Source organism: Shinella sp. HZN7 (assembly GCF_001652565.1).
GTDB classification, from domain to species: domain Bacteria; phylum Pseudomonadota; class Alphaproteobacteria; order Rhizobiales; family Rhizobiaceae; genus Shinella; species Shinella granuli.
On record NZ_CP015736.1, the window covers coordinates 954,119 to 970,877 of the forward strand.

A 16,759-nucleotide genomic window follows, 5' to 3' on the forward strand; every position below is an offset into this window, starting at 1 on the left:
GCCGGAAAACGTGCCGGCAGCAAACAGCAGGGGAATCAAAATGAAACGTCGAAATCTCTTCATCTTCGCCGTCCTTGCCGCGCTCGGCTCCGGACCGGCCAACGCCGCCTGCAGCTTTTCGAACGAGGTGCCGATAAAGGTCCTCAGCGCCGCCTTCGAGGCGTGGAAGTCGGTGACCGATGCGATGGCCGAATGCGGCAACGTCCAGGCATCGCTGGACCAGGATTTCCGCTTGAAGCAGTCCGCCGCCTTTGCCGCAAATCCGGCGCTCTACCAGCTCGGCGGCGTGGCCAACAACACGATTCCCCAGTTGCTGAACGAGAAGAGGATCCGGCCGCTGAACGATCTGGTCGAGAAATACGGCCAGCACCTCAAGCCGAACCAGCTCATCAAGGTGGGCGGCGACATCGTGGCCATCGCCATGATGGTGAACACCCAGGAATTCGCCTATCGCAAGGACATCTTCGACGAGCTCGGGCTGGACGTGCCCAAGACCTATGATCAGGTCTTCGAGGCCGCCGAGAAGATCCGGCAATCCGGCAAGGTGGACTATCCGCTCGGCGGCATGACGATGTCCGGCTGGAACATGGCGCTGGAATGGCTCAACGTCTATGCGAGCCTTGCCGGCGACAGCTTCCTCAACGCGGACGGCACGCCGAACTTCAACAACGAGAACGGCATCAAGGCGCTCGAACTGCTCAAGCGCGCGAGCGAATACATGGACCCCGAATATCTCGTGTCGGATTCCACCTTCGTCCAGCAGCAGATGCAGCAGGGCAAGATCGCCATGGCCAATATCTGGGCGAGCCGTGCGGGTGCCGCGGACAACCAGGCCGAATCCAAGGTGGTCGGCAAGATCCATACCGCCGCCTCGCCGCTGGCCGGCGAGGGCGCCCGGCCGGTCGCCATGCTCTTCTGGGATGGCGTCGTGATCCCCCGCAACATCTCCGACGAGGCGGCCGAGGCGGCCTTCCGGGTCGCAATGGAAGGGCTCGATACCGAAATGGTCCAGGCGCACAACGATGATGCCGTGTGGCTGATCGAAGGCTACAAGCCCGGCCGCCTTGCCGAAGGCGCGGTCGCCACGGCCAGCGCCCAGCCCGGCCCGATCTCCTATCCCATGACGATCGAGATGGGGCTCATCCATTCTGCGATCGGCAACCAGATCAGCGGCTTCTTCACGGGAGCGAAGTCGGCGGAGGCGGCCCTGCGCGCGGCGGAGGAGGAATATGGGACGGCAGCCCGCGAGGCCGGCCTTCTTCAATGAACCATTTGCGCGGGCCGCGATGAACGGCGCGGCCCGCGGACAGTTTTCGCAAAAGCAGGGAGAAGACGGTGCGCTTCAGGACATTCGCGGCGTTTGTCGCGCCATCGTTGTTGCTCATGGTGCTGTTCATCGCCGCGCCGCTCGCCAGCGTGTTCGTGCAGAGTTTCTTTGTCACGCAGCCGCAAATCCAGCGGGTCGAGACCGAGCGCTGCACGGCCGGATTCCTGGAGCAGCAATGCACGACGGAGATCAAGAACGTCCCCGTGCTGGACAAGAACGGCGCGGTCGTGACGACGACGCGCTTCGTCGGGCTGGACAATTATCGCGCCGTGGTCAGGCCCGACCGCGCCTTCGCCGCGCTGTCGGCATGGGACTGGCAGGCCCTGATGTCGATCGATTTCTGGAAGGCGCTGCGTTTCACGCTCACCTTCACGCTGGTGACGTTGCCGCTGGTCGTCGGCCTGGGTCTTGCGATCGCGCTGGCGGTCAACAACACGATGCGCTCGATCCGCGGCCCGGTGATCTTCGTGTCGCTGCTTCCCTTCATCGTCACGCCGGTGATCGGCGCGCTGTCGATCCGCTGGCTGTTCGTCGGCGACGGGATCCTGACCCGCGCGATGGAGGCCTGGAGCGGCACCGAGATCGCCATGTTCGCGCAGGGATGGACCATCGAACTGCTGATGCTCTTCTACCGCGTCTGGCATGTCGCGCCCTTCGCCTTCGTCATCTTCTATGCCGGATTGCAGACGATGAACCGCGAGACGCTGGAGGCCGCGATGGTCGACGGCGCCTCGCGCTTCGAGCGGCTGCGCTACGTCATCGTGCCGCATCTGATGCCGCTGATCGTGTTCGTCTCGCTGATCCATCTCATGGATGCCTACCGGGTCTTCGAGGAAGTGGTCGGCTTCCGAAGCCAGGCGCATGTCATCTCGCTGCAATGGCTGACCTACGACCTGCTGCAGCCGGACGATGCGGGCAACCGCGCGGTCAGCCGCGCCTCCGCCTCCGCCATGCTGACCATGATCGGCATCGTCATCCTTCTCGTTCCGCTGCTGCGCAAGTCCTGGCGCGATCACAAGGGAGCCCGCTGATGTCCACTGTAAAGGCTTTGCGCCAGCCCGCCTCGCTGCAGATAGTGTCGGCCGGTTTCCTGCTCTTCTGGTGCGTGCTTGCCCTGTTCCCGATCGCCTGGATCGCGGTCATGAGCATCAAGGCACCCCTCGACGCCTTTGCCGCCAATCCCTTCGACGTGATCCTGGGACCGGCCACGATCGCGCAGGGCAGCGGATTGACGCTTGCCGATATCGCGGCGGCTCTTCTCGGGGGAGGGCTGGCCATCTGGTTTGCGATCAAGGTCCTGCCGGGCCTGGTCGCCCGCCACGTGCCGCCCGGCTACAGGCTGCTCGGCTGGATCCTGGCGCTCATCGGCTATTGCATCATCGTGCTTCTGGCGGGGTTCATCCTGCTGCCGCGCCTGGCGCAGGCGGTGAACGCGGCCATGGCACTCGATCCGGTCATCGGTTTCACGACGCAGCATTATCATGCCGTCTGGGTGGAGAACGCGTTCTGGCAGAACTTCGTCAATTTCGCGATCGTGACGACCGGCGTGGTGACGATCTCGCTGACGGTCGGAACGCTCGCCGGCTACGGGCTGTCGCGTTCGGGCTCGAACCTCGCCTTCTGGTTGCTGATCGGCGCGCTCGTCTTCAGGGCGCTGCCGCATTCCGTGCTCGTGGCCGGCTATCTTCCCGTCTTCATCAATTCGGCCGAGCTTCTGCGGCCGCTCCTGGGAGAAAATGCGCCGACCCTCTACGGCCAGCCGCTCGCCGTCATCATCGTGCTGGTGTCGATCAACCAGCCCTTCACGATCTGGATGCTGCGCTCGTTCTTCCAGAGCATCCCGGCCGAGCTGGACGAGGCGGCGCGCGTCGACGGCTGCACCCATTTCCAGGCGTTCCGGCGGGTCATCATGCCGGTGATGTGGCCGGGCGTGATCACGACGGGGCTGTTCAGCTTCCTGCTGGCGTATAACGACTTCCTGGTGACGTCGCTGCTGCTCGACCAGTCGGACATGACGATGGTCCCCGCCATCGCCGCCTACTTCAACCGCGAGACGACGACGACCGACCAGGTCGAAGCCATCGCGGCGGCCGTCTCGATCACCGCGCCCCTGTTCCTGCTCGTGATGGCGTTCCAGCGCCAGATCGTCAGCGGCCTGACCGCTGGCGCGGTGAAAGGATAGGGCTTCGAGTCGAAGGTGTTGCGAACTCATAAGGGGGCAAGCCGTCGAGGCTCGCATGCGGGCGATACCCTTTCTTGCGGCCGCGTCATTGCTTGCTCCCGCATCCGTCCCGGCTCTCTCTGCGTGGCGTTCGACCAGAGGCCGGTTCGCGTCGAACCTCTTGGCTGCGCTTTTTAATCGTCGTCGTCGCTCTCCGCGAAATTGCGAAGCGCTTCGATGTTCTTGACGGTTATCGAGCGATAGCTCGTCGTCAGCCACCCTGCGGCCTCTCTAGGCGGCGGGCAACACAAACGGAAAGCTGACACCAATCGAGCCAAGGCTCTGACGCATCAAGCCAGGCCCGTTGAGGGAAATCCCCCATTGCTACTGTGTGGCTGCCTTCTAGATTCAGTGCGATAACCAATCCCAACGACGGAGGGCTCCATGGCCAACCCGCAATCCGACGACAAGCGCCCAACCCCGGACCCTGCTGAGGACAATGCGTTTTTCCCCTCTCCTTATTCACTGAGCCAGTTCACATCGCCGAAATCCGACCTCAGCGGTGCGAACTATTCCGATCCTTATACAGGCGGGCGCTGGAAGATCCTTATGATCGGTGCCGATGAACGTTATCTTCTGACCGATAACGGCACGATGTTCTCAACCGGCAACCATCCCGTCGAAACATTGTTGCCGATGTACCATCTCGACAAGGCAGGCTTTTCATTCGACGTCGCGACGCTGTCCGGCAACCCCGTCAAGTTCGAATTCTGGGCGATGCCGACCGAAGACGAAAAGGTGAAGGGGCTGTTTGCGAAGTATCGTGCTCAGTTCAAGCAACCGCTGAAGCTCGCCGACGTGATCGAAACGGCACTGGGCGAGGAATCCGATTACATCGCTGTCTTCATCCCCGGAGGCCACGGCGCGCTGATTGGCCTGCCCGAGAGCGAGGATGTGAAGACCGTTTTGGAATGGGCGGCTGCCAAGGACAAGTTCGTCATCTCGCTGTGTCACGGCCCGGCGGCTTTCCTCGCCGTAGGCCTCGGCGACATGAAGGGCGGCAGGTCGATCTACGATGGCTATAAGATTTGTGCCTTTCCCGACGATCTCGATGCGCAAACTCCGGACATCGGCTATATGCCGGGCCATCTGACCTGGAAATTTGGCGAGAAACTGAAGGCGCTGGGCATCGAGATCGTAAACCAGGGCATATCCGGCGCGACCCATCAGGACCGAAAGATGCTGACCGGCGACAGTCCGCTTGCCGGCAATGCGCTCGGCAAGCTCGCGGCCGAGGCGCTCTTAAAAGAGGCGGCTGCGGGGTGATCCTCCATGCAGGCAGATGCCACGTTCCGTGTCGCTCTTGATATCGAGTGCAGCCAAACCCCTTCGGCGATCGAGGATGTGGTCCGCTCCTTTGCCAGGCCGTTGGGCTACGACCGCTTCGTCCTGTTCTCCGCATCGGCGGCGCGGGACGATGTGGTCGAACGGATCTACTGGGTCGAAGGCGATTGGTTCGGCGACGGTGAGACGGTCGATGCCGAAACCTATATTCGACGTTGTCCGGTCACGCGGCATATGCTGGAAACGCATGATCCGTTCTTCTGGACCAAGGCGAGGGAAGAAGGCGGCGAGCGTTATCGTGTCGTTCGCATGCCGCGCGGTCGCGGCATTCATGGCCTGCAAATCCCGATCTTCGGCCCGTCGGGCCTTGAAGGGGCGATGAGCCTCGGCGGCGAGCACATCGACGCATCCCCGCCAGCGCGCCTGGCGCTGGCAGTCGTAGCTTCTGCCGCCTTCCTCGCGGCCCGCCGATTGCTGGAAGCCCCTGCCGACGGCGTGACCGGAAAGCTCTCGAATCGCGAGCGCGAGGTCCTGGCATGGACGGCCGCCGGGCGGCGCCAGAGCGACATTGCCGCCACGCTCGACCTGTCGGAACGCACGATCGAGAATCATCTGCGACGAATACGCCGGCGCCTTGGGGTTGCGACGACAGCGCAGGCGATCAAGGTAGCGATCCGCAACGGCGACATCGAGGGCTGACACGAAGACCAAAGGAGACCAGTAAAATGGCTAAGACGGTATTGGTGACGGGAGCAGCGTCCGGCTTCGGCCGTGGTGTGGCATTGGGGCTCGCCTCGCGTGGCCACAATGTGATTGCCGGATGCCAGATCTGGCCGCAGGTTACGGAATTGCGGAATGCCGCCGCGGCAGAGGGTGTCGGAATGCAGGTCATCAAGCTCGATGTCCTGAGTGAGATTGACCGCAAGAATGCGCTGGAACGGGAGATCGATGTCCTGTTCAACAATGCCGGCATCATGGAATCGGGACCGATGGTCGAAATCCCGATGTCGGTGTTCCGCTCGGTTTTCGAAACCAACGTCTTTGCGGCCCTCGAGCTGGCGCAGGGCTTCGCGCGCAGCATGGTGAAGCGCGGCTCCGGTCGAATTGTCTGGACATCCTCTGTGGCGGGTCTGGTCAAGGTGCCCTTTGACGGCGCCTACGCGGCCTCCAAGCACGCAGTGGAGGGGGTATGCTCCGCAATGCACGAGGAACTGAAGCCCTATGGCGTCGAGGTCTTGACCGTGAATCCCGGCGCCTTTCGCACCGGCTTCAATGACACTGGCATGGAGAGCATGGACCAATGGTGGAACCAGGGGGAGCGGGTCGTCGAGCACTGGCCCGTCCGTGAACTCGACCGGCAGCATGATCCGGCCGAAATGATCCAGGCCATCATTGACGTGATCGAGGCAGAGAAGCCGGCCTATCGCACCATTCGGCCGGCAAGCGCCGAGGAAATGGTCAGGAAGGAGCAGGCGGCGGTGTGGGAGCGGCATGCCTGAGCGCCCCGCCTCGCAGGCCTCATGTGGCGAGGAAGGCACGACGAGGCGAGCGGCGTCCGGTGTTCCCCTCTTCTCTCACGCCGATTGACCTTGCCCCCAGGTTTTATCCAGTTTGGAGTTCGCTCCAGCGGTATTTGGGACAGCAGCGGCGGGCTGCGGTGCAGAGCCATTTCGGCTGCGCAGCACCGCATCACGTCGCGGGTTGATTGTTTGAGCGAACTCGGCAGGTGTCAGCCAAGCAATGCCTGAATGTGGTCGGTAATCGCTGCGCCAGTTTGAAAGCGCTGATCGAGCCTGCGGCCGGAAAGAGAATAGGGTTTCGTTCAAAAACGCATCGCGCAGCCGCCCAACGAAGCCCTCGATGAAGGCTTTCTGGATCGGCTTGCCAGGCGCGGTGTAGTGAGCGCTTCGCTTTCACGGACACGATTTATGCGGACGGCCGAATGTTCGCGGCATGCTGGCGGGCCTTTGCGAGCGCTTCGTCGAGACGGGCGCGAGACACGCCCGCGAGGCGCTCGACGCCCAGGAGACGTGCCAGGTCGCGCGCGGGGTCGGGCTCGTCCAGCAGGTCGGGATTGTCGAGCACGACGGCCGTGAGCTCGGCGAGCGGGATGTCTCCGATCGACCTGCGCGCATCCTCGCTTGCGGGCTGCCGATACGGAAGGATATCCGACACGGTCCCTTTCTTCCAGATGAACTCGCCGCTCGATTCCACGGTCCTGTCCAGGTCGCGCAAGTGAAGGTCTATCCGTTCACGGATTCGTCCACCTGTCCGCAGCCAGCCGTGGGCGCGGGCCAGCCGCTGGGCAAGGATGTCGGTGCGCAAGGGACTTTCGGTCTCGATGATGGCTTCGATCATCCGCCGCAAGATATCCCGGTAGCCGAATTCGAAGAACTGATCAGGATCGGCCGGAAAACCGGAAAGATCGGTGACATGATATCGTCGCTTCTCGACGATACCGACCACGGTTGCAGACGCGGGCGCCTGCATTGCTGCTCCTTCGATACCACGGGAGACCATTGGTGCTTCCGCCGAGACGAGTTCGGTCTCAGTGGTTGCCGGCGGCGGCGCAATCTCCTCGGCAGGAACGACCCCATCATCGCGAATCTCCTCGATCCCCTCCACCTCATGTCCCATGTCCCAGTGGGTGGCAACGTCCTCCTTTTCGGCGGCCCGGCGCGCCCTGCTTTCCTCCAGCAGACTTTCCAGCCCGGCGTGGAGCCGCTCCACGCAGCCTGCGGCATCGAACCACCAGTCCGTCGACCAGACACGCAGGATATTCCAGCCAAGCCCCTTCAGGACCTGCTCGCGGACCTTGTCACGATCCCGTGCGGTGGCCGACCTGTGATAGGTGGCGCCGTCGCATTCCACGCCTGCGAGATACGCGCCGGCAAGATCGGGGTGGCGGACGCCGAGGTCGATCCGGAAACCGGAAATCCCGACCTGCGGCACCACCGTCCAGCCGCGTCGCTCAAGCTGCGCGGCGACCGCTTCCTCGAAGGGAGAATCGAATCCGCCGACCGATCCGATATCCTGGGCCGGCAGCGCGATCGCGCCGCGCTCGGCATAGTCGAGAAACGTCTTCAGGTGCTGCACCGCCAGCGCCTTCGTCCGCGCCGGATCGATCTGATCGGCCGTAAAGCCGGAGAAGACGACCAGTTCCTGGCGCGCGCGGGTCACGGCGACGTTGAGGCGCCGCTCGCCGCCGTCGCGGTTGAGCGCACCGAAATCCATCGTCAGCTTGCCGGCGGCATCCTTCCAGAACGTGATCGAGAAAAAGATGACGTCACGTTCGTCGCCCTGCACGTTCTCCAGATTCTTGACGATCGTCTGTTCGACCCGTTCTTCGGCGAAGAACCATTCAAGCTCGGGATCGTCCCGGCGTGCCGTGTCGAGCAGGTCCAGGATCAGCGATTGCTGCTGGGCGTTGAAGGTGATGATGCCGAGCGTCGGGCGATCCTTTTCCGGCAGCCTCAACCAGCCCTTCATGCGGCAAACCGCTTCGCGCGTGACGGCTTCCGCTTCGATCCTGTTCGTCCGGCTCTTGCCGCGATCGTAAACACCGTCGGGCACCTTATGCAGGCGCACCGCGCGGTCTTCGACCAGGGGCGAGGGGAACGTCACCAGACGGTTCTGGTAGTAGTGGTGATTGGAGAAGGCGATCAGCGACTCGCTTCGGCTGCGATAGTGCCATCTCAGATCGCGTACCGGAATGCCGGCCGCCTTCGCCTCGTCCAGAATGCTCTCCAGATCCTTCTCGTGATCGGCGATCTCGTCCTCATCCTCGTTGCGGCCGAAGAAGTTCGTCGGCGGCAATTGTTTCGGGTCGCCGACGATGACGGTCTGGCGTGCCCGCGCGATGGCGCCGACGGCATCCCAGGTGGTGATCTGGGACGCCTCGTCGAAAATCACCACGTCGAACAGCGCCTGATCCGGCGGGAGATACTGGGCGATGGAGAGCGGTGACATCAGCATGCAGGGCGCAAGCTTGGGAAAGCTCTGCGGCATCTTGCCGATCATGTCGCGTATCGACTGGCTCGGCCGCTGCAGTTCCATCTGGTGGCGCAACAGCCCGAGTTCCGAGTTGCGCGAAACGCTCTGCACGGCGGGCAGTCCATGCGCGATCGCGCTGATCACGCGGCGGGTGGCGTGCGAGCGCACCAGATCGTCGATCTCACGGAATTCCTTGATGGCGTTTTCGTGCTGGAACCGCCGGAAATCCCGCAAAACAGGATCGCTGTCGAGAACCTTCGGAAGCCACCACCTGGCATATCCCAGTCGAAACGCCGACCGCGCTTCCTCGGGGCGGACCACCCCCTTCTCGATCTGCTCGACAAGAGGGGCAAGGCTGGAAGCCATCGCCCGGCGCCTGATGCGGCACCAGGCCGACCAGTCGCGAAGAAGATGCCGCGCATTCACGAGGGCACCGATATCCTCGCTCAGTGTCACAAGGTCGGGTCCGTCCGATCCTGCTGAAATCTCTCGCCCGGCAATCTCGCGGAAGCGCTGACGTGCAGCCTGCAGGCCTTCGATCGCGGTGAGAAGCCGGTCTCCCGTCTGCCGGACCCTGTCGTTTTCGAACGTCCCGCGCAGGCATGGGGCAACGGAACGGAGCATCGATCGTGTCTCTTCCTGGCCGCGCCCCGGGATCGGAACGGTGGCGCGGAATTCCCATGCGAGTTCGAGGATTTCCGTGATGGCGACGACGTCCGTCGCCAGACCGTCGATCGGCAGAGGTTTCCCCGTCAATTGATTCCGATCGATCGCCGAAAGGCATTCCTTCATGCGGCGCAACAGCGGAATATCCCGTTCCGGCTCTGCTGTTCCTCCATCAGCGTAGCCTTGCAGCAACTTCTGGACCTTGCGCTTGCCAAGCGCAGACGTGGGCCAGAACGAGGCGTTCGCCTCCCGCCATTGACGGTCCAGCGCATCGGGATCGAGGTCGCGCACTGCGGTCACGGCGTAGGCGGCGGAAAGTCCGCGCTCTGCCTCGCGGTAGCTCTTGATGGAATTCGCAAGCGTCTCCAACGCGCCGGCGCATTGCGGAAGCTCCCGATCGAAGGCGATGGTGATGTCGCGGCCCCGGCATTTCCGCACCACCCTCGCGAGGTTGGTCAGCCCCTGGATTTCGGCTTGTGAAGATCGGCCTTGCGACCCGAGGCCAAGGCTTGCCAGATAGGCCTCGACAGCGGTCCTCACCGCCTCGGCCGCATCTTTCAGGGATTGCGCCGCCGCGAGCAGGCTTTCCTGCCAGCCGGAGCTCCAGTCACCGACATCGACAAGATCCAGCACCGGCTGCCGTTCGACGGAAGCGAAAACGAGGCCGAGCTCGCCGGCAAGCTCTTCCAGATCCTGGAGCGTTTGCGCGTCATGGGCATCCCGCTCCGGCCATGCAAGGCCTGGTGCAGGGTTCTCCGCAGCCTTCAAAGCGATTCCGAGTGCCAGATAGGGCGTCCATCCATTCGGGTAGCGCTTGTGCAAGGCCTCGACATAGGCATTCAACTCGTCGCGGCGCAGCCGAAGGCGCTCGTTGACCGCCACCCATTCGGATGCATCGATCCCGCCGCCCTGTTCCCAGGCCGCCTTGAGCTGTCCCAGGAAATGGCGGCGGTCGGCCTTGTTCGAATGCAACTCGATGCAGTGATTTGCGAGGCCATGTTCGCGCAATCGCCGATAGACGACATCGAGCGCAGCCGTCTTCTCGGCGACGAACAGGACCGTCTTTCCCACAGCCAGGCAATTGGCGATCATGTTGGCGATGGTCTGGCTCTTGCCGGTGCCCGGTGGGCCGACGATGACGAAGTCCCGCCCTTCGGCGGCGGCAAGGCTTGCCGCCATCTGCGACGAATCCGATGGAAGAAGGCAGATGAGGTCGGACGGCGCATAGGCGCGATCGAGCTCGCGTTCCTCGCGAAACGACGGCTGTCCGTCGCCTGCCTGGAACGCCTGCTCGGGCGTGTCGATCAGGTGGCGGACGACCTTGTTCGCGCGGAGCGCCTCTGTCCGCTCCACCAGGTCCTTCCACATGAGAAACTTTGCGAAGGAGAAGGTCGACAACGCGGTTTCATCGACGACCTCCATGCCCGGAACGTCGCGGATCGCCTGGCGCATCATGGCAAGAAGGCGCGGAACGTCGATACCGTTGTCGTCGAGCGGGAGGTCTCCTGCGAATTGCGGAAGCGTCAGATCGAAATCGCGCTCCAGGAACTGCAGGAGCGTGGCGTTGAAGCGCGGCTCGTCCTCATGAAAACGGACCGTGAAACGCGAGCTGGCGCTGCGGCGCTCGAGCTTTACCGGGACCAGCAGAAGAGGAGCCCGGTAGCTGCGATCGTCTTCCGGCTTCTTCTTCCAGCGCAGAAAGCCGACGGCGAGGAACAGGGTGTTTGCGCCGCCCTCGGCAAAGTCGTTTCGGACCTGCCGGTAAAGGTCGATCAGCCGTGCCTCAAGCTCGGATGCACCGAGCGTCGAGGGGAGTTCGTCCCTGAGCAGCGCTTCGGCTGCGAAGCCGCGTTGCAGGTCCTTGCCGTGGACGTCGCGATAAAGCGCGGCGTCGCGCTCGCCGAGTGGATTTTGCTCGGGAAGAGATATGATGCGGATTGCACCACCGCCCGCCAGCCGATCCTCGAGGTAGGCGACGTCCGTGCAGAGAAACGGGATCGTCTTCCTCGAATCCGGAAAATTGAGGAGCCGGTTGCGAAGCGTAAGATCGAGCAGTTTCTTCTGCCACCGGTCGATGCGGCCGGCAGCGGTGGTCGGCTTCACCTCGATGGTTTCGACCGGCAATTCGCCGAAGGATGGCGCCGCGGGCAGAGGCAGGTCCGCAACGGGCGCCATTTCCTCATCGGGAACAGCGCGGCGGATCGGCTCGTGCGAGGCAAGCGGCATGATCCCGCCGCTCCGTGACCGCCGGACATCGATCGCCGCCACAAAGGCGTGAGCCTCCTTTTCGCTGAGGCGGTTGTCGAGGATCCGCTGCGCGTTCTCCATCGTCATGGCGGGGCGATGTGTCACGCCGGTCGTTTCGAAGACGATCAGCTCGCGGGATGCGAGCGCCTTGCGGACCTCCATCTGGTCCGTCTCGATCGCGTTGGCGAGGGTTCTCCTGGCCAGCCACACACCGGCTGACGCATGCCCCTGGAACATCAGAAGGACAGGATACAATCCGGCAGCTTCCAGGGCGGCGGCGAAAAGAAGCGTGGTGTCGAGGCAGGTCGCCAGCCGCTCCTCGGCGATCGTGCTCGGGCGCCTGATCTTCTGGCCGCGGCTTTCGAAACTGGCGGGCGGTTCCGCATAATGCAGCGCCATGCCGGCAATTGCCGAGTAGATGGCGGCGGCGAGCAGGTAGGCCCGCTGCGGGCTCTCGGACTGGTAGCCGTCCAGACCGCTCGGGTATCCATGCGCGGCCAATCGCTCTGCCGCAGTCCGCAGAATGGGTGCCACGCCCGGATCGTTCGGCATGACGAAGGCCGGAAGCAGTTGCGCCATGTCGGCGACGCCGCCCCATTCGTCCCGGGCGAGCAGCCTGACGGGAAGGTGCCGTTCGTCGAGGACGTTTCCCGCCGAGGAAAGGCGAAGCGTGATCTCGCCGCGCTCCGCCTCGTTGAGGCCGGCGAGATAGCTGGCGTCGAGTTCCACTTTCCTGTCGCTCAGCGCAAGCCTGTCGCCCGGCACGAGCCGGTCGATCGTCCATGTTTTCGGCCTCAGGAATGAGGGGGAAGAGGTCAATTCCAGCTTGCAGTTGGCGAAGTGCCTGTCGCTGTTGTTCTCGATCAGAATAGAGCGGATGACCGGTATGGCATTCTGATAGGATGCGTAAGTGAAGCTCGCGGCGATATCGGCAACGACCACCGGCCTTTCGCGGGTGTTGCTGATGCCGGCATCGTATTGTTCCGGACTATTGTCTTCTGCCATCTGCATCGGTGTGTCTCCCCGCCGAGAGACTAGCGTTGTTTTTTACCGCGAAGAAGGACTTTCTACTCGTGATAGTTGATTTTGGGCAGAAATTCTCTTATCTGCTTGGATTGGCAACGCGTATCACGTCACGTTGACCTGATGGTGATCCACCATGAAGAGGGATTTTTACATCGCAAATGAAAAAGCGTCCGCCGAAGCGGACGCCTTATCTGGTGCATATCTCAGCTTGTTGAAACGGCTGGACTGCGATTTCTGAACTGCTGTATGAAATCATGAAAGTGGAACTATAGCAATGCCTTATTCCGAGCGTCTCAAACTGGTTATGCTTGACAAGCATATAAGAATCATGAACCTAGCAGTTCAGAAATCGCAGGCCAACCGCAACCACATACTTTCGGCAAATCTTTGATTTTCCGAACTTTGTTGATAGAGCCCCGCCGGGGTGAACCGGTGAGGACTGGCTGGCAAACCTTCGAGATGGCGGGTAGCTTATCTCTATACACCCTCCACCTAGGTTGGATTCTAGGTGGAGGGTGTAAATCACTCAGCGTGTTTGACAAGTGCATGATTCTTATCATATCGTCAAGGTAGGTTATGTAATTATCTTTCACATACTTTCAGGCAAATCTTATTTTTGGCGATTTTTAATGAGCTAGGAGGCTGCGGAAGATGACATGAAAACACTTGGTCTTGATCTCGGTACAAATTCGCTCGGATGGGCAATTGTCGAAACTCGCGATGAGCCCACAAAATATAGTGAAGGCAGCATCGTTGCCAGCGGTGTCCGAATCTTCTCCCAATCCGAAATGGCGGGGCGCGATCCGCAGTCGAAAGCATCTCTCGCAGTGGCGCGGCGTCAGGCGCGTGGGTCAAGGCGCCGGCGGGATCGCTATCTGAAGCGGCGGCAGCGCCTTGTCGACCTTCTCGTCGATCTCGGGCTGATGCCCGCCGACAAGGCCGCTCGCGCAGAGCTGGTTAAGAACCATGGCGATGGGAAGACGGGCGACCTCTCGTCATCCGTCTATGCATTGCGCGCGCGGGCGCTGGACGAGGCGCTGTCGCCCTATGAGATCGGCCGCGCGATTTTCCACCTCAACCAGCGCCGCGGCTTCAAGAGCAACCGCAAGGCCGACAGCAACGACCCTGAACAGGGCGTGATCTCCGAGGGGATGCGCGCGCTCGATGAAAAGATGGCGGAGGCGGGCGCGCGGACCATCGGCGAATGGCTGCACATGCGCCGGCTGCAAGGCCTGCCGGTTCGTGCCCGTATCGCGCCTGATGGGGAAGGTTACGCCTTCTATCCCTCGCGTGGTGCGCTTGAGCGCGAATTCGACCGGATCATGGCTCGCCAGACGCTTTTCCATACCGACCTACTCACCGATACGGCAATCCGGGAGCTGCGCGAGGTGGTCTTCCACCAGCGTCCGCTAAGGCCGGTGAAACCGGGGAAATGCTCCTACAATCCGCTGGAGGAGCGGTTGGCGAAGGCGCATCCCCTGTTCCAGAAATTCCGGCTGCTCAAGGAACTCAACGAACTGGAAATCGTCGGGGAGGACCAGAAACACATCAAGCTGACGCCGGAGCAGCGCAATGCCCTGGCACTTCAGTTGCGCACGAGCCTCACCAAACAGGGCAAGGTGCCCTTCTCGAAGTTGCGGAGCACGCTGAAGCTCGGGCGGGAAGTGCGCTTCAACAAGGAGACCGACAACCGCAGCGATCTCGAAGGCGACGTGATCTATTTTCGCATGTCGCGCCCGGAATGCTTCGGTAACCGCTGGGCGGACCTGCCGGTGGAGATGCAGGCGGCAATCACCGAGAGACTGCGCACCGAGCCTGACTACAAAACCCTCATGAACTGGCTGAAAGCGGAGACGGGGCTGGATGAGGTTCATGCCCGGGCGGTGGCCGACACACCGGTGCCGGACGGTTTCGGCAGGCTGGGGCAATCCGCACTGACCGCGCTCATCGATGCGCTGGAAAACGAAGTGGGCGAGGGCGGCTTCGTCATCACCGAGGCCGAGGCAGCGAAGCGGGTTTACGGCCGCACCAATTCTGAAGCCGATCCCGACCGCAAGGGCGTGGATGAACTGCCGAAATATCAGGAGGTTCTGGCGCGCCACATTCCTCCGGGAACGGGCGAGCCCGACGATCCCTATGACGATTTCATGGGCCGCATCACCAATCCCACGGTCCACATCGCGCTCAACCAGTTGCGCCGTGTGGTCAACGCGCTGATCCGGACGTATGGCAAGCCGGACCGGATCGCCATCGAGGTGGGCCGCGACCTGAAGATGAACGACAGGGAGCGCGACGAGGTCAACCGCCGGATCGGGCGGAACACGAAAGCGGCGATCGAACGAGGGGTGAAGCTGACCGAGACCTTCCGGCAGTTGGACACCGGTTACAATCGTCTCCGGCTGGAATTGTGGGAGGATCTGAACCAGAAGCCGGAAAACCGTGTCTGCATCTATTGCGGCAAGGCCATCGCCGGCCACATGCTCTTCAACGGCGAGACGGATATCGATCACATCCTGCCCTACTCGAAGACGCTGGACGACAGCAAGGCGAACCGGATCCTGTGCTGCACCTCCTGCAATCGCGAGAAGAAGAACCGGCCTCCGTCGCGCGTGCCGCAATGGCGCAGTCGCTATGGCGAGATCCTGGCGCGCGCCACGACGCTGCCGAAGAACAAGCAATGGCGCTTTGCCGAAGACGCCATGACGCGCTTCGGCGAGGAGGAAGGTTTCCTCGCCCGGCAATTGACCGACATGCAGTATATTTCCCGGCTGGCGCTGACCTATCTTGCCCATCTCTACGATTACGAAGAAGTGGACCTCGACGGTATCTACAAGCGCCATGCCCGTGTGCGTGCCTTGCCCGGGCGGATGACCGAGATGCTGCGCCGTCAGTGGGGTCTCAACGAATTGTTGCATGACCATAATCTCATCGGCGGTGACGTGGCCAAGCCGAAGAACCGTCTGGATCATCGCCACCACGCCATTGATGCCATCGTCATCGCCTGCACCTCGCGCGCACTCATCCAGCGGCTGGCGACGGCGTCCGCGGCGGCCGAGGAGCGCGGGGCCGAGCGTGTCGTCGAGCGGATCGATCCGCCCTGGTCCGGCTTCCGCGAGGATGTCCGTGCGGCGGTGGGCGCCATCGTCGTCAGCCACAAGCCGGATCACGGCACGGTGGGCCGCGAAGGCTATGCAAAGGGTCGCGGGCAGACGGCGGGCAAGCTGCACAACGATACCGCCTACGGGCACACCGGCGAAAAGGACGCCAGCGGCAACGATATCGTCGTGCGCCGCATTGCCGTCACCGATATCAGGAGCCCGGCCGATATCAGGAAGATCAGGACCAACGCGCACGGCCATTCCGAGCTCAGGGACCGGCTTTACGAAGCGACACGCGGGCTGGAGGGCAAGGCGTTCGAACAGGCGGTGCTGGATTTCGTCAAGGGCGATGCGAAATTCAGGGGTATCCGCCACGTCCGCATCACCGAAGTGGCGAATCCCGTCTGGATCACGCATGGCGACGGGCGGCACAAGAAGGGCTATCTGCCGGGCGGCAACGATCGCTTCGATGTCTGGGAACTGGCTGACGGCAGATGGGATGCCGAAGTGGTGACGACCTTCGATGCGCACCGGCCCGGTTTCGTGCCCCGCATGCGGCTCGAAAACCACAATGCCCGCAAGATCATGAGCCTGAAGAAGGGGGATATGATCGCCTACAACGACCCTGTCAGCGGGCAGCGTATCATCGCCATCGTCCGCAAGTTCGACCAGCGCAACAAGCAGCTTTACCTCGATCCGCACAACGAGGCGGGCAATCTCGACAGGCGGGAAAAGGAAAAAACCTACAAGCCGCTTCGCCCGATGCCCAACCCATTGAAAAAATACCGGCCGCGGCAGGTCCGCATCGATGAGATCGGCCAGGTGTTCGATCCCGGTCCGTGGTGGGAGAGGCAGGACGGTTAACCAAGGATTAAGATTTGCCGGACGCAGGCGCGC

General features: G+C 62.4%; 8 protein-coding genes and 1 pseudogene. 7 read left to right on the forward strand and 2 right to left on the reverse strand.

All coding sequences use genetic code 11. The features are described 5' to 3' along the window. Positions 1-40 precede the first annotated feature (40 nt). The 6 genes from shn_RS04615 (at position 41) to shn_RS04640 (ending at position 6,331) form a co-directional block, all read left to right on the forward strand. The gene (locus shn_RS04615) at positions 41-1,267 is read left to right on the forward strand and encodes an ABC transporter substrate-binding protein (RefSeq protein WP_064329362.1); all 1,227 of its coding nucleotides are present in this window, start codon (positions 41-43) and stop codon (positions 1,265-1,267) included. A gap of 68 nt (positions 1,268-1,335) precedes the next feature. Beyond that, positions 1,336-2,358 carry a carbohydrate ABC transporter permease gene (locus tag shn_RS04620; protein ID WP_064329363.1) on the forward strand — a complete coding sequence of 341 codons (1,023 nt, stop codon included), beginning with the start codon at positions 1,336-1,338 and terminating at the stop codon, positions 2,356-2,358. Beyond that, a complete protein-coding gene (locus tag shn_RS36925; protein ID WP_064329364.1) occupies positions 2,358-3,509 on the forward strand; it encodes a carbohydrate ABC transporter permease in 1,152 nt (383 codons plus the stop codon). Before shn_RS04620 ends, shn_RS36925 begins: the two co-directional genes overlap by 1 nt. A 423-nt stretch (positions 3,510-3,932) precedes the next feature. Beyond that, positions 3,933-4,814: a glyoxalase III HchA gene (gene hchA, locus shn_RS04630; RefSeq protein ID WP_064329365.1), complete on the forward strand. Its 882-nt coding sequence runs from the start codon at positions 3,933-3,935 to the stop codon at positions 4,812-4,814. 6 nt (positions 4,815-4,820) lie between these two features. Further along, positions 4,821-5,531: a PA1136 family autoinducer-binding transcriptional regulator gene (locus shn_RS04635; protein ID WP_064329366.1), complete on the forward strand. Its 711-nt coding sequence runs from the start codon at positions 4,821-4,823 to the stop codon at positions 5,529-5,531. A gap of 26 nt (positions 5,532-5,557) precedes the next feature. Then, entirely contained in the window at positions 5,558-6,331 is a 774-nt protein-coding gene (locus shn_RS04640) for an SDR family oxidoreductase (protein ID WP_064329367.1), read from the forward strand. Positions 6,332-6,406: 75 nt separating this feature from the next. Here shn_RS04640 and shn_RS34875 read toward each other — a convergent pair. Continuing rightward, a pseudogene (locus shn_RS34875) lies at positions 6,407-6,733 on the reverse strand (transposase); the annotation flags it as partial. A 25-nt stretch (positions 6,734-6,758) separates the two neighbouring features. Continuing rightward, entirely contained in the window at positions 6,759-12,749 is a 5,991-nt protein-coding gene (locus tag shn_RS04645) for a DUF3320 domain-containing protein (protein ID WP_084437761.1), read from the reverse strand. 671 nt (positions 12,750-13,420) lie between these two features. On the opposite strand from shn_RS04645, the gene cas9 reads away from it, so the two are divergent. After that, positions 13,421-16,726 carry a type II CRISPR RNA-guided endonuclease Cas9 gene (gene cas9, locus shn_RS04650; protein ID WP_064329368.1) on the forward strand — a complete coding sequence of 1,102 codons (3,306 nt, stop codon included), beginning with the start codon at positions 13,421-13,423 and terminating at the stop codon, positions 16,724-16,726. Positions 16,727-16,759: the final 33 nt, after the last annotated feature.

What these genes read in the sequence shown, in the direction of transcription:
- shn_RS04615 (WP_064329362.1), top strand. Translation starts at nt 41, where the DNA reads ATGAAACGTCGAAATCTCTTCATCTTCGCCGTCCTTGCCGCGCTCGGC.
- shn_RS36925 (WP_064329364.1), top strand. Translation starts at nt 2,358, where the DNA reads ATGTCCACTGTAAAGGCTTTGCGCCAGCCCGCCTCGCTGCAGATAGTG.
- hchA (WP_064329365.1), top strand. Translation starts at nt 3,933, where the DNA reads ATGGCCAACCCGCAATCCGACGACAAGCGCCCAACCCCGGACCCTGCT.
- shn_RS04635 (WP_064329366.1), top strand. Translation starts at nt 4,821, where the DNA reads ATGCAGGCAGATGCCACGTTCCGTGTCGCTCTTGATATCGAGTGCAGC.
- shn_RS04640 (WP_064329367.1), top strand. Translation starts at nt 5,558, where the DNA reads ATGGCTAAGACGGTATTGGTGACGGGAGCAGCGTCCGGCTTCGGCCGT.
- shn_RS04645 (WP_084437761.1), bottom strand. Translation starts at nt 12,749, where the DNA reads ATGCAGATGGCAGAAGACAATAGTCCGGAACAATACGATGCCGGCATC.
- cas9 (WP_064329368.1), top strand. Translation starts at nt 13,421, where the DNA reads ATGAAAACACTTGGTCTTGATCTCGGTACAAATTCGCTCGGATGGGCA.